Below are 13,173 nucleotides of genomic sequence, written 5' to 3' on the forward strand. Positions count from 1 at the left end.
AATTTAAAAATATCTTCAGCGCAAGCGCCGTGGAATCCTGTCGGATTTCGCGGCGTATTTGTTTTTTTATTGCGCCAGGGTCATTTTAATCTTGACTACATGCATCATGAAATATTATGTAAGCAATACTGACGTAATTTGGCGCCTTGACGCCGTTAAATAGTCATCAGGAATGGCGATGCGAACGACGAAAACGATTATTTGCGACAAAGCGGCATCGGCCGCCGCGCTGATTGGCGCTCGCATTGTGACCGTTCGCATTATCAAACGCCGCTAAGCAGAAAACCAAGAGGAGCAGCCAGGTCGCCTGCGGCTCCGCCCGCAGAGTGGATGGCTGTGTCAGCAGCACTTTTGGGGGGAAAAGGGCGACGACGCAGAGGAATGCGCAACGAGAGGAGACGTCCGTGACAACGACTGAGCAGAGCACCGGCCTTTACGATGCAGCTTTTGAAAAAAGCAGCTGTGGCGTTGGTTTCATTACGCGCAAGGACGCAGTTCAAACGCATGACGTCCTCAAGCGTGGTCATGAAGCGCTCTGTGCGGTGCCGCATCGCGGCGGCATGTCGGCGGAAGGTGTGGGGGACGGCGCCGGCATCTCGGTGGATCTGTCTCTTTCCTTCTTTCGGACGCTGACGGACAATCAGACGCTTGCTGCAGGTCGCTTTGGTGTCGGCAACTTCTTCCTGCCGCAAAACCCGGCATTTCATGAGCGTGCCATCGGCATCATCGGTGACGCATTGGCCGAACAGGGCTTTTCCGTGTTGCTGGTCCGCGATGTTCCCGTCGACAATTCGGCGATACGCCCCGCCGCAGTGCGTTATCAATTGCCTATCCGCCAATGGGTGTTTTCGGCGCCGGCAGACTGTAAAAGCCTCGGCGAGTTCGATTGGCGCATCCACAAGGCGTTGCTGGCGATCGAAGCGGTTGCCTACACGGTGCCGGAGCTGGCAGGTTTTTACCCACTGTCGCTGAGCGCTCGCACGCAGGTTTTCAAGGGGCGCCTCAACTCCAATGAGGTCATGCCCTATTTCTGTGACCTGGTGGACCCGCGCCACGAAGTGCACACGATGTATTTCCATACGCGCTTCTCCACCAACACCGACCCGCACCCTTCCATGGCTCAGCCTTTCCGGTTTATGGCGCATAACGGTGAACTGAACACCGACAAGAAGAACCGGCTTTCGGAAGCGGCAGTCGCTCTGGCGCGCAATGCCAGCATCATCCGGCCGAAAGGCCAGTCTGATAGCTGCCGTCTTGACCAGACCTTGCAGGCCCGCGTCATGGAAGATGGCCTCGATCTCGTGACGGCTGTTGTCTCGATGATGCCACCAGCCTGGGAGAACGACGAGACCCTGTCATCTGCAGTCAAAGCGATGCTGGAGTATTTCTCGCTTTATGAAGAAAAGAACGATGGTCCGGCAGCGCTGATCTTTGGTGATGGCACCATCATCGGCGCCCGCCTTGACCGGCTTGGTTTGCGGCCGCTCCGGACGGTGGAGACGGAGGATTACCTCTGTGTGATGTCCGAAGCAGGTCAGATCGCGTTCCCTGCGGAAAGCGTCATCCGTCGTGGCCGTATCGAGGCGGGCGGCATGCTCTATTATGATCATGCCGAGGGTCGTGCCTGGTCGACGGTGGAAGCGCTCGAGATGCTGGCCTCTCGTCGGGATTACACGTCCTTGCTGCGGCAGGCGCGTGTCATGCTCGAGGAATTGCCGGAAGTTCCCGCAGAAAAGCAGGGTTCGCCGCTGCGTTATAATGGTGATCTGGAGCGCCACCAGCGTTACGTCGCCTATTCCCACAATCAGGAAAGCTTCAAGTTCCTGATGGACCCGATGCTGGCTTCCGGCGCTGAAAAGATTTCGGCGATGGGCTACGGCAACGCCATCAACGCCCTGTCCGACCAGGAGGGCGGGGTCGCCAAGTATTTCTCTCAACGCTTTGCGCAGGTGACCAATCCACCGCTCGACAGCATCCGTGAGGCGGATGGCATGACGCTGCGCGTCGCGCTGGGCGCCAAGCCGAACAGCGGTGCAAAGACAGCACGCCAGATCGTCGTCCGTTCTCCGATCCTGACGCATCTCGATATGCTGCGTATTCGTGAACAGGAAGAAACGCCGGTTCGGCGTTTCGAGATGCTTTATACGCCGGTCTTCACCGAAGCGCGGGCGAATGAAGCCGCGCTGAAGCAGGCGATTGATGGCCTTTGCAACGAGATTGCAGGTTTTGCTGCAGCAGAAGGTGGTATCGCTGTCGTGACCGACCGTCATGTAGCGGCAGACCGTGCGGCCCTGCCAATGATCATGGTCGTTTCGGCCATCAATCAGAAAATGATCGAGGAAGGGTTGCGCCTACGCGTCTCGCTGATTGTCGAGAGCGGTCAGTTTTCGTCATCGCATCACATCGCTGCAGCCCTCGGCTTCGGTGCTTCCGCCGTCTATCCGCTCGGCGTGCAGTTCCGCGCCGAAGAAAAGTTTGGCGGGGAGGCCGACAAGGCGTTCAAGCGTTTCGCCAAGGCGGCGGAAAAGTCTCTGATGAAAACAATGGGCAAGGTCGGACTTTGCACGGCGGAAAGTTACATCGGTGGCGAATTCTTCGAGCCAAACTTCCTTGATACCGAAGACCCGGTGCTGAAGCGCTATTTCCCCAACGTGAAGACGCCTGTTGGCGGTGTCAATTTCGCTGTTATCGCACAGGCCGTTGCCGACTGGCACAAAAAGGCGCTGACGGTGAAGAGTGAAAACGATATCCCGCTGCTCGGTCTCTTCAAGGAGCGTGCCGAAGGTGCGGGTCACTCATACGGCACCACTGCCGTTCGTGGTTTCGTTGACATGACGGAAGAAAAGATCGGTTTTGACAACGGAACCGACAATGAAGACATGCTGCGTCTTCTGCCACTCAACCGGCTGGAAGATGCCTTTGGCCTGAACGACGCTGCCTATTACCACAACAGCTTCGACCGGCTGACCCCTGAGGCGATCGACAAATTCGAAGTCACGCCTGGATACCGTGCCTTCGCCCGCATGATGATGGAAGAAAGAGCACGCCGCCCCGCCGCCTTGCGCGACGTTCTGGAGTTGCCGGCCGATGTGACCTTCGCAGGTTCGGCCGAAGAGTTTCGTCGTGAAATGGGGCGGTTCTCGCGACATGGCAATAATAGCTTCATGGTCCGGGGCCTGCTGTCCGATCGTATCAATGACGATACGTTCCGTCTGCAACTGACCGGTACGCAGGGTCATAATCTGGCGCGGCTTGCCGCTCTCGGACAGTCGCTGGTTGACCGTTTCGGCCAGGACATTTCCGGTCATTGGCTGGAAAGCGGTGCCCTTGCCGTACAGGCAAAGGGTGAGGCGCTCGCCTACCTGTCGCTCATCCGCACTGCGCCGGACAGCATTCCGCTTGGTTCCGTCCAGAAGGCAAGCGAGATCACGGCGACACTCGCTTCCGGCGCCATGAGTCATGGTGCGCTGGTCGCTGCCGCACACGAGGCAGTGGCGCACGGCACCAATATGGTCGGCGGCATGTCAAATTCCGGTGAGGGCGGCGAGCACATCTCCCGCTATGGCACCATTCGTGCCTCGCGCATCAAGCAGTTTGCCTCTGGCCGCTTTGGTGTCTGGGCCGGCTATCTTGCCGATCCGATGCTGGAAGAAATCGAAATCAAGATTGGCCAGGGTGCCAAGCCGGGTGAGGGCGGCCAGTTGCCATCGCCCAAGGTGACTGTGGAGATCGCTGCTGCACGTGGCGGCACGCCGGGGGTCGAGCTGGTGTCGCCACCGCCGCACCACGACACCTATTCGATCGAGGACCTGGCTCAACTCATTCATGATGCCAAGGCGGCGCGTGTTCGCGTCATCGTCAAGCTAGTATCCTCGGAAGGTATCGGCACGATTGCGGTGGGTGTGGCGAAGGCTGGCGCTGATGTCATCAACGTCGCCGGTAACACCGGTGGTACGGGCGCTGCGGCCGTGACCAGCCTCAAATATACGGGCCGCGCTGCGGAAATCGGCATTGCCGAAGTCCATCAGGCACTTTGCGCCAACGGCCTGCGCGCCAAGGTCCTGCTGCGTTGTTCCGGCGCGCATCAGACGGCAAGCGACGTGGTGAAGTCGGCACTACTCGGTGGTGACAGCTTCGAGTTCGGCACCACAGCGCTGATGATGCTGAAATGCGTCATGGCCAAGAACTGCAACATCAAGTGCCCGGCAGGACTGACCACAAACCAGGAAGCTTTTAACGGCGACCCGCGAGCTCTGGCGCAATATCTGATGAACATTGCCCATGAAACACGCGAGATTCTCTCGGCACTTGGCCTGCCGTCGCTGCGGGAAGCCCGTGGCCGTTCGGATCTCTTGCACCTTCTCGATCACCCCGCCAGCGTCGGGCAGCTCGATCTGCGCGCCATGCTGACTGTGGTCGATGAGGTGATGATCGACGAGCCGGTCTACATGGAAAAGGACTTTGCGCTCGATGACGCGTTTGTCGAACTGGTGCGCTCTGCGCTGATCGACAGCAAGCGCGAAACCATCGAGCTTGGTGGCAACCGTTTCCTCAACAACTGCAACAAGAGCGTCGGTGGCCAGCTTGCCATCGATATCGAACGGCTGCTCAACCATGAACTGACGGAAGAGCAGGTCGCTGGTTTGCCTTCTGTCCGCCAGGACGAGCGCGGTCGTCGCTTCCTTGAGGCCGGTTCGGTTCGGATCGACACATCGGGGTCTGCCGGTCAGTCGTTCGGCGCATTCTGCAATGACGGCATGGTGATGGTGCACACCGGCACCTGCAATGACGGCGTGGGCAAGAGCGCTTGCGGCGGAACCATTGTGGTGCGCTCACCGGGCGGCGGGTCTGAAGAGGCAGGCGGCAACGTGCTGGTCGGCAATTTTGCGCTTTTCGGCGCGACCGGCGGCCGCACCTTTGTCGAAGGGCAGGCGGGTGACCGTTTTGCTGTTCGTAACTCGGGCGCAACGGCTGTTGTTGAGGGCGTGGGCGATTTCGCCTGCGAATACATGACCAATGGCGCGGTGCTGAACCTTGGAAGTTTCGGCAAGGGTTTCGGCAACGGCATGAGCGGTGGTTTCGTCTATCAGTACGACCCCTATGGTGATCTTCCAAAGAAGGTCAGCCACGATTCCATTTTGCTGGGATCGATCACCGGTGATGACGAACAGGCTGCCATCCATCATCAGGCTGTCCACAGCCTTTTGACCTGGCATGTGGCGGAAACCGGTTCTGCCAAGGCAGCATGGTTGCTGGAAAACTGGGAAAGCGAAAAGCACAATTTCGTCTATGGCATGCCTCGTGCGCTTCTTCTTTATCAGGACAGCGACGAAATCCTGAAAGCAAAGCCACGCAAGGAATTGCTGGAAGAGCTGGCGACGGCGCTTGCTGCTCATCAGGTACGCAAGTTCAAGCTGGCCTACCGTGATCGCAAGGCAGTCCTGAACGGGACTGTTCCGGGTTATGGCGAAACCGACACGGAAGACATGTTTGCGCTTCTCAACAACTACACGGTATTGAGCATGGCGCAGGCCATTGCCATGCAGCGTGTACCGATGGCCAGCGGCCCGTCTGATCCTGCTATTGCGAAGGCCGTACGCAATCTGATCCTTACCGAAGACTACGCGCTGATGCAGCGGTTGTTGAAGTATGCCCGAGACGCTCTTTCGGATCACACCGATGAGCAGCTTGCCGTGATGATCGCTGCCAAGCGACTGGACGATTACAAGCAGGCCTTGGCACGCCGGAATATCTGGTCCGTGGATAGCCCCGGCACCTACGGCTGGATCATTCAGCAGAACAGGAAAAACATCGAAAAGATCGGGCGCCTGCCAGGCTACGAAGAACTCTTCGCCGCCCGTGCCATTCCCGACCTTGCAATTGCATCCAGCCAGAACAGGGCAGCGTGATGAAAATACCCTATATCCCCGAAGATGCCCCGTTCAATGGCGATCAGCGCGCATGGCTTGCCGGCTTTCTGGCCGGTCTGCATTCGCGCACTGCGTTGAGTGGGGACGCCGCGGTTTCCGCCGCTGCACCAAAGGCTGCTCAAGCTGTTCTGAACGTGCTGTTCGGAACACAAACCGGCAATGCCGAAGCCCTGGCGATGGATATTGCTGCAGCGGCGCGGAAACAGGGCATACAGCCTGTGGTCGCCGGTCTCGACGATGTGACGATGGAGACCCTCGCGACCATGAAGCGGGTCATCGTCGTAACCTCTACCTATGGTGAAGGCGAGATGCCGGACAATGCGCAACTTTTCTGGGATGCGCTGTCGGCCGAGGCTGCACCGCGTCTGGAAGGCATGAACTTCGCGGTTCTGGCCCTCGGCGATACTGGATACGATGGCTTCTGCCAGGCGGGCAAGCTCATCGACACACGGCTGGAACAATTGGGCGGCAAGCGCATGCAGACCCGCCTTGATTGCGATATCGATTTCGAGGATGCGGCTGCAAGCTGGATCGGCGAAACTCTGCCACTGGCCGTTGCCATTGAAGGTGGTGCAGTCTCCGTTGCCGTGGAACCAGCAGCGGACGCGCCTGAGAAGGCAAAACAGGGCTGGAATCGCAAGAACCCCTATTCGGCACGTCTGAGTGTCAACCGCAATCTCTCCGGCACGTCTTCGTCCAAGGAAATTCGCCACTACGAATTTGATCTGGGTGAGAGCGGACTTCAGTACGAGGCGGGTGATGCGCTGGGTGTGGTGCCCGTCAACAATCCGAAGCTGGTCGAAGCTTTGGTAGAAAAGCTTGGCGCCACAGCCGATACCGTTGTTGCTGGATTTGACCAGCCGGTTGGAGACCTTCTTCTCAAGACGCTCGAAATCTCGACGCCTTCCCGTGATTTCGTCACGGAGGTTGCGAAACGTTCAGGCCACGAGGAACTGAGTCATATCCTTCTGAATGGTGATCGCGAGCAACTTGCGGCGTTTCTCTGGAGCAAGGATATTCTTGATCTGATCTCGCTTGGCGACAAGCAGCTTTTCGAAGTGGAGGAGTTTATAAAGCTTCTGAAGCCACTGCAGCACCGAGCCTATTCCATATCGTCGAGCCCCTTGATGGCTGGAAACAGCGTTCATCTGACCGTCGCAAGCGTGCGCTATCGCGCCGAGGGGCGTGATCGCGGTGGTGTCTGCTCAACCTATCTGGCGGATCGTGTGGCAGCCGACCAGAACGCCGGTATTTTCGTGTCGCAGAACAAGGCATTTCGCGTTCCACAAAACGACGATGCGCCGATGATCATGATTGGTCCCGGCACCGGAATTGCGCCTTTCCGTGCTTTCCTTCAGGAGCGCCAGGCACGCGGCGCGAAGGGCCGCAACTGGCTGTTCTTCGGCGACCAGCACCGCCAGGCGGATTTCATCTATGAAGACGAACTCGGTGACATGAGCAGGGCGGGCGTGCTGACACGCCTTGATCTCGCATTTTCCCGCGACCAGGCGGAAAAGATCTACGTCCAGACCCGCATGAAGGAAAATGGCAAGGCGCTCTATCAATGGCTGGAAGAGGGTGGGCATTTTTATGTCTGCGGCGATGCAACGCGCATGGCGCGTGACGTCGACGATGCCCTGCATGCGATCGTTGCCAGCGAGGCAGGGATCTCGGCGGAAGCCGCGGGTGACTATGTCAATCGCCTGAAACGGGAAAAACGATATCTGCGAGACGTCTACTGAGGCGGGGCCGAGGCAGGTGCCTGCCTCAGCAGTCCGAGCAGGTGATTTCCTGATCGCGTTGTTTGAAGAAATATTCGCGCTTGATGGTAAATGCCTGGACGCTCGAGGACAGGCTCGACATGAACATCAGCAGATTGTGTGGCAGCGAAAACTCGACGTGAACCAGGAAGGTGTTCGCTGCCACAAGCCCTTTCGGTACTGTGACGCTTGATCCCTTTGCATAGGGGGCCAGGTTGTCCTGATCCCAGGACCAGGCGATTTTGGCCTGGCTTTTATCGTCGATCTTGATGCCGCTGATCTTGAGCTTCAGTCCGCTGGTGCTGTAGGGCGCGAAGATTGCCGCCGTGACGTCCTTCGTTGTTTGAAGATAGGCTTTGTCGACGGAGCTCTTCTTTGAAACCAGATCATTGATTGTCGCAGTGGCATGGCTCGCGCGTTTGTACGCGCTATAGCCAAGTGTCAGCTCGAAGGATGTAAGGTAAAGGGCAACGAGGATCGGGAAAATGATCGCGAACTCGACCGCGCCAACTCCGCGTCGGTCTCGCGCAAATCGGGCGAAGACCGCCGGAAGCCGAAATTTGCTCAACGTGGGGAGAGACACCTTGCGACGGATCATGGGCTGCCACTCGTGATGTATTTTTCATTCATGTAGGCGTCCGTCGCCACGATCAGGAAATGTGATGGCATCGAGCCGTCGGCGGGCCGGACCTTTGTCAGATAGGGGCGGATGATATCGGCCACGACACGCCAGCGATAATAGACCCGCAGCATGTTGATTGTTTCCGGGCCGCCTGGCTTGAAGCCGAATTGGCTTTTGTCGAGATCGTAATATTGACCATTGGCTTTGAGCGCAATGGTGGTCGGAATATCCTTGAATGTCGCGAATGACCGCAGATCGATATAGAGTTTCTGCTCCTGTTTGATCTCGTCTGCGGAACAGGTCATCATGATCGAAATTTCCTTGCAGAAACTCTGGCGGAAATCCTCTTTGGTAATGGTACTGCTGATCTGACCGGTGCGCAGGCGCCTTGCCATAGTGTCTGTCGCATTGACGATGACCTGTTCGGCCATCAATGCAATGAAGGTTTCGATGATCGCGAAGACAACGAGAAAATAGGGGATCGCAAGGATCGCAAACTCGATCGCCGCGGCTCCATCGCGCGAGACACGGAGTTTTCTCAGCAATGCTGTGAGAGGGGCCAGTCGCATGGGGCGATGTCGATCTTCATGAAATGCGGCAAACACCCGCGCTACTCAAATTCATTACAGACCATAACCAGCCGATGTTTAAATTGTCTTACCTCGAAAAGTTGCAGTTTAACCGGGGTTCATCGTTGTTACTATGGTTATGAAAAGCATAAAGCCCGGCGCATGACCGGGCTTTGCTATATTAGATTTGAAGAATGTGCCGTTATTCAGCGTCAGCCTTCGACAAAACTTCGAGCGTCGGTGTAGACGTGATGTTGAAGCCGCAATCGACATAGTGGCACTCGCCGGTTACACCGCGTGACAGGCCAGAGAGCAGATAAAGCGCCGATCCGCCAATATCGTCGATATCGGCCGTCCGCCGTAGCGGAGCATTTTTCTGGTTCCACGAATAGATGGCGCGTGCGTCGGAAATGCCGGCGCCTGCCAGTGTACGAACCGGACCTGCAGAGATTGCGTTGACGCGAATGTCGCGTGGACCGAAGTCGGCTGCGAGATAACGAACGGATGCTTCAAGCGCTGCCTTGGCAACCCCCATGACGTTGTAGTTCGGGATGACACGCTGCGAACCGTTATAGGTCAGCGTCAGCATCGAGCCGCCATTGGTCATCAGTTCAGCGGCGCGCTTGGCAATTTCCGTAAACGAGAAACAGGAAATGACCATCGTGCGGCTGAAGTTCTCGCGCGTGGTATCGGCGTAGAGGCCCTTCAGCTCGTTCTTGTCGGAAAAGCCGATGGCATGAACGACAAAATCGAGCGAACCCCATTTTTCGCGGATCGCCGCAAAAAGCGCGTCGACGGAAGCGATATCTTCGACATCGCAAGGAACGATGAAATCAGAACCCAGTTCGGCAGCGAGTGGCTTGACGCGCTTTCCGAGAGCCTCCCCCTGATAGGTGAAGGCCAGTTCTGCGCCTTGGGCGGCGAGAGCCTTGGAAATGCCCCAGGCAATAGAATGGTTGTTTGCGACGCCCATGATGAGGCCGCGTTTTCCCTGCATGATGCCATTCATGGGCAATTATCCGTTATAACGCTGGAATACGAGCGTAGCGTTGGTTCCGCCGAAGCCGAAGGAGTTGGAAAGGATCGTGTCGATCTTGGCGTTGTCGATGCGGCTGCGAACGATTGGAACGCCGTCGAATTCTGCGTCGAGTTCGGAAATGTGCGCGCTCTCGCCGATGAAGCGTTCCTGCATCATCAGGAGACCATAGATGGATTCCTGCACGCCCGCTGCGCCGAGCGAGTGACCCGTCAGCGACTTGGTGGACTGGATGTGCGGGATCTTGTCACCGAAGACTTCGCGGATAGCACCGATTTCCTTGCTATCGCCGACCGGCGTGGAGGTGCCGTGCGTATTGATGTAGTCGACATCGCCCTTCACGGTGGAGAGCGCCTGGCGCATGCAGCGGATTGCGCCTTCGCCTGACGGAGCAACCATGTCGTAGCCGTCAGACGTTGCGCCGTAGCCAACGATTTCAGCATAGATCTTGGCGCCACGCGCCTTGGCATGCTCCAGCTCTTCCAGAACGAGAACACCAGCGCCACCGGCGATAACGAAACCGTCACGGTTGGCGTCATAGGCACGCGAGGCGGTCGCCGGCGTGTCATTGTACTTCGAGGACATGGCGCCCATGGCGTCGAACAGGTTCGACATGGACCAGTCGAGATCTTCGTGGCCGCCGGCAAACATGATGTCCTGCTTGCCCCACTGGATCATTTCGGCAGCGTTGCCGATGCAGTGCGCCGAGGTCGAGCAGGCCGACGAGATCGAATAGTTGACACCGTGGATCTTGAACCAGGTCGCAAGCGTTGCCGAAGCCGTAGAAGACATGGCTTTCGGAACGGCGAACGGGCCGATGCGCTTCGGGCTGGTGTTCTTCAGTGTAATGTCGGCGGCTTCAACGATCGTACGGGTGGACGGGCCGCCCGATCCCATGATGATACCGGTGCGCTCGTTGCCGCTGATGTCGCTTTCTTCCAGACCGGAATCGGCGATTGCCTGCTTCATTGCAACGTGGTTCCACGCTCCACCCTGGGAGAGGAAGCGCATTGCGCGGCGATCAACCAGATCGGTCGGATCGAGAGACGGCTTGCCCCACACCTGGCACTTGAAGCCGTGCTCGGCAAAATCAGGGGAGAAGGAGATGCCGGATTTGGCGTCGCGCAGCGATGCGGTGACTTCAGCGGCATCACCGCCGATAGAGGAAACAATACCGAGGCCGGTGACAACAACTCGTCTCATGAAAGGGACCTTTTCTTAAGATTTCGGCTGGACGGGGAACGCTGGCCGGACTTGCCGGGGCAGGCGTTGTCAGTCTCAGGCGGTCTTTTCCTTCGACAAACCTACACGAAGGTCCGTCGCCTGATAAATGGTTTCGCCATCGGCCTTCAGCCAGCCATCAGCGGTGCCGAGGACAAGGCGTCCGCGCATGACGCGCTTGAAGTCGATGCCGTATTGCAGAAGCTTGGTGTGCGGGCGCACCATGCCTTTGAACTTCACCTCACCGGTGGAAAGCGCCATGCCGCGGCCTTCTTCACCCAACCAGCCGAGGAAGAAGCCGGTTAGCTGCCACATGCCGTCAAGGCCAAGGCAGCCGGGCATGATCGGGTTTCCCTGGAAATGGCAGGGGAAATACCAATCGTCTTCGCGCACATCGTATTCAGCACGGATGTAGCCTTTGTCGAATGCGCCGCCGGTTTCGGAAATTTCGGTAATGCGGTGAACCATCAGCATGGGAGGCAGAGGAAGCTGTGCATTGCCGGGGCCGAACAGTTCGCCGCGACCGCACGCCAGGATTTCCTCGTAGTTGTAGCTCGATTGCCTCGTTGCCATGGTGTTTCCGTTTCCCCGTATACTGGTGTTGATCGACTTCTGTAGAGCAAGTTAGGTTCAAATTGAAGCGCTGCAAGGGCAACGACCCACTCTGGTTCCTGATGACTTGTCGCTAAAGACCGCCTTTACATGGCGCCCGCATACAGGAAGCGTAAGGGCGGAACCAGAGGAAATTTGCAAATATGCCCTGTTTGCCGCCATTTGCCGCGCTTACGAAGCTTTGAAACTATTGAAAGCAACGGGCGCAAAAGATATATGCTAGTGTAATTGTCCGGGTTTTAACCCCACGTTTGGAATGGGATTGCATGGCATTTGACGCGACATTGGACATCGGAACGAGGCTGCGGCGCTGTGGGTTGCGCCCGACGCGGCAACGCGTGGCTTTGGGCGATCTTCTCTTCGCGAAGGGTGATCGCCACCTGACCGTCGAGGAATTGCACGATGAGGCGGTCTGTGCCGGCGTTCCCGTGTCATTGGCTACGGTCTACAACACGCTGCACCAGTTCACCGAAGCCGGTCTCATCCGGGTTCTGGCGGTAGAAGGCGCGCGAACCTATTTCGATACCAACGTGTCCGATCACCACCACTTTTTTGTTGAAGGGGAAAACGAGGTTCTCGATATTCCCATCAACAACATTCAGATCGACAATCTTCCCGAAGCGCCCGATGGTATGGAAATCGCGCATGTGGACGTGATTATCCGCCTGCGCCGCAAACGAGGCTAAGCAAGACAAGCAATACGGCGCCTTCGGGCGCCTTTTTTGTTTGGGATGGGGCTTTACTAAAGAATATCTTCCGGCCGTCTTCCGGGCCGGGTTTTGTAAGGTGGGAAGGTCCATCCGAAAATCAGTGCGCCTGAACGAATGCCGAAGGCCGCCAACAGGCCGAGGCCGGATGCGAGGTAGAGTGGGGCGCCGAAAAAATAGGCTGCTGTGAAAATTGACGATCCCGCAAGGGCGCAGCTGACATAGACCTCGGGACGCAGCAGGGCCGATGGCTCCCCCGCCAGAATATCGCGAAGAACGCCACCGAATGTTGCCGTCAAAACGCCGGTGACGATCGCGACGGTTGCCGATCCCGTTGCTGCCAACCCCTTCGCCGCACCCATGACGCTATAGGCGGACAAGCCTACCGCATCGAGCCAGAGCAGCAGCTTATAGCGTGACTCAAGCAGATGCGCGGTGAAAAAGACCAGCACTGCGATCGATACGCACACCAGGATGTACGTCGGGTTGACCACCCAGAAAACCGGCGCTCGCCCCAGTACGAGGTCGCGAACCGTTCCGCCACCGATACCCGTCGCTGCGGCAAAGAACAGAAAGCCGATCAGGTCGAGCTGTTTGCGGGACGCCGCAAGCGCACCCGTGGCCGCAAAGACCGCAACCCCGGCATAATCGAGAAAACCGAGAAGTGTCATGAATTGGTTCCCCCGAAAAACAAAGCGTCATCGCGTCAGTGTCGC

Annotated in this window: 9 protein-coding genes; 3 read left to right on the plus strand and 6 right to left on the minus strand. The window is 57.6% G+C overall.

Annotated elements, in window-relative coordinates:
- Positions 1-404: 404 nt before the first annotated feature.
- Together HWX89_RS09265 and HWX89_RS09270 are read left to right on the plus strand one after the other, a co-directional pair.
- Complete coding sequence (locus tag HWX89_RS09265) at positions 405-5,909, plus strand: glutamate synthase-related protein (protein ID WP_138794205.1); 5,505 nt, start codon at positions 405-407, stop codon at positions 5,907-5,909.
- The gene (locus HWX89_RS09270; protein WP_138794206.1) at positions 5,906-7,672 is read left to right on the plus strand and encodes a sulfite reductase subunit alpha; all 1,767 of its coding nucleotides are present in this window, start codon (positions 5,906-5,908) and stop codon (positions 7,670-7,672) included. Before HWX89_RS09265 ends, HWX89_RS09270 begins: the two co-directional genes overlap by 4 nt.
- 25 nt (positions 7,673-7,697) lie before the next feature.
- On the opposite strand, the gene HWX89_RS09275 is transcribed toward HWX89_RS09270, so the two are convergent.
- From HWX89_RS09275 to fabA, 5 genes are all read right to left on the minus strand, one after another.
- The gene (locus HWX89_RS09275; protein WP_138794207.1) at positions 7,698-8,288 is read right to left on the minus strand and encodes a TadE/TadG family type IV pilus assembly protein; all 591 of its coding nucleotides are present in this window, start codon (positions 8,286-8,288) and stop codon (positions 7,698-7,700) included.
- Complete coding sequence (locus HWX89_RS09280) at positions 8,285-8,881, minus strand: TadE/TadG family type IV pilus assembly protein (protein WP_138794208.1); 597 nt, start codon at positions 8,879-8,881, stop codon at positions 8,285-8,287. Before HWX89_RS09280 ends, HWX89_RS09275 begins: the two co-directional genes overlap by 4 nt.
- Before the next feature lie 202 nt (positions 8,882-9,083).
- The gene (gene fabI / locus HWX89_RS09285; RefSeq protein WP_138794209.1) at positions 9,084-9,890 is read right to left on the minus strand and encodes an enoyl-ACP reductase FabI; all 807 of its coding nucleotides are present in this window, start codon (positions 9,888-9,890) and stop codon (positions 9,084-9,086) included.
- Between the two features lie 6 nt (positions 9,891-9,896).
- The gene (gene fabB, locus HWX89_RS09290) at positions 9,897-11,120 is read right to left on the minus strand and encodes a beta-ketoacyl-ACP synthase I (RefSeq protein WP_138794210.1); all 1,224 of its coding nucleotides are present in this window, start codon (positions 11,118-11,120) and stop codon (positions 9,897-9,899) included.
- Between the two features lie 75 nt (positions 11,121-11,195).
- A complete protein-coding gene (fabA, locus tag HWX89_RS09295) occupies positions 11,196-11,711 on the minus strand; it encodes a 3-hydroxyacyl-[acyl-carrier-protein] dehydratase FabA (protein ID WP_138794211.1) in 516 nt (171 codons plus the stop codon).
- A gap of 305 nt (positions 11,712-12,016) precedes the next feature.
- Between fabA and irrA the strand changes: the two genes are divergently transcribed.
- A complete protein-coding gene (gene irrA, locus HWX89_RS09300; RefSeq protein WP_138794212.1) occupies positions 12,017-12,436 on the plus strand; it encodes an iron response transcriptional regulator IrrA in 420 nt (139 codons plus the stop codon).
- 56 nt (positions 12,437-12,492) lie between these two features.
- On the opposite strand, the gene HWX89_RS09305 is transcribed toward irrA, so the two are convergent.
- Entirely contained in the window at positions 12,493-13,128 is a 636-nt protein-coding gene (locus tag HWX89_RS09305) for a trimeric intracellular cation channel family protein (protein WP_138794213.1), read from the minus strand.
- Positions 13,129-13,173: the final 45 nt, after the last annotated feature.

Source organism: Rhizobium sp. RM (assembly GCF_013390595.1).
Lineage (GTDB): Bacteria > Pseudomonadota > Alphaproteobacteria > Rhizobiales > Rhizobiaceae > Agrobacterium.

Coding starts and splice junctions, on each gene's coding strand:
- HWX89_RS09275 (WP_138794207.1), bottom strand. CDS start 8,288: ATGATCCGTCGCAAGGTGTCTCTCCCCACGTTGAGCAAATTTCGGCTT.
- HWX89_RS09280 (WP_138794208.1), bottom strand. CDS start 8,881: ATGCGACTGGCCCCTCTCACAGCATTGCTGAGAAAACTCCGTGTCTCG.
- fabI (WP_138794209.1), bottom strand. CDS start 9,890: ATGAATGGCATCATGCAGGGAAAACGCGGCCTCATCATGGGCGTCGCA.
- fabB (WP_138794210.1), bottom strand. CDS start 11,120: ATGAGACGAGTTGTTGTCACCGGCCTCGGTATTGTTTCCTCTATCGGC.
- fabA (WP_138794211.1), bottom strand. CDS start 11,711: ATGGCAACGAGGCAATCGAGCTACAACTACGAGGAAATCCTGGCGTGC.
- irrA (WP_138794212.1), top strand. CDS start 12,017: ATGGCATTTGACGCGACATTGGACATCGGAACGAGGCTGCGGCGCTGT.
- HWX89_RS09305 (WP_138794213.1), bottom strand. CDS start 13,128: ATGACACTTCTCGGTTTTCTCGATTATGCCGGGGTTGCGGTCTTTGCG.